The 572-nt window shown below is 54.9% G+C and carries 1 protein-coding gene; it reads right to left on the bottom strand.

The features are described 5' to 3' along the window. Positions 1–572 (bottom strand): transposase (locus PSI17_RS17265; protein ID WP_273553121.1); only part of this gene is annotated, 572 nt, incomplete at both ends.

The following is a 572-nucleotide window of genomic DNA, read 5'->3' as shown; positions in this document are numbered from 1 at the left end:
TGGACTTTCAGCAACCCGCGAAAATGGGCGTAACGATGCCCGTGATGCTGTTTCGCATCCGCAAAACTGCGCTCTATCGTCTCTTTTCGCCGCTTATGCACCTTTTTACCCCACGGGCTCAAGCGAATGTCCCTGGCCTTTTCTTTGTCCGCTTCCCAGATATGCCGTGTGATCGTTTTTCCCTTTTTCGCCCGGGTACAGGCCGCCCGCAGTGGGCAATTCTGGCAAATACCCGCAGCCGTCCGGTAATAGCGGTATCCCTGACGGCCTGTGGTGGTATAAATCAGCGTTTCGCCCTGCGGACAGACATAGCAATCCTGTTGCGGATCATAAATAAACTGTTTCTTTTGAAAGGTATTTGGCCCTTTGTTGGGGCGCCGATAGCTGATGACCGGCATCAGACCCAGCGCCAGGGTCAGGTGGCAAACCGGCGCCGTAAAATAACCCGCATCCAGTACGACCGCGACGGGATTAAGCGGGAAACGATCCAACTGACGCTTCAGGCGCCCTATCAATGGCTGGCTGTCGTGGACATTTCCCGCAGTGGCGTAGGTGTCCAGGATAATATTGGC

Source organism: Xenorhabdus sp. IM139775 (assembly GCF_028598745.1).
Lineage (GTDB): Bacteria > Pseudomonadota > Gammaproteobacteria > Enterobacterales > Enterobacteriaceae > Xenorhabdus.
The sequence above is the reverse complement of the archived record's forward strand: the minus strand, read 5'-3'. Positions and strand labels throughout refer to the sequence as shown.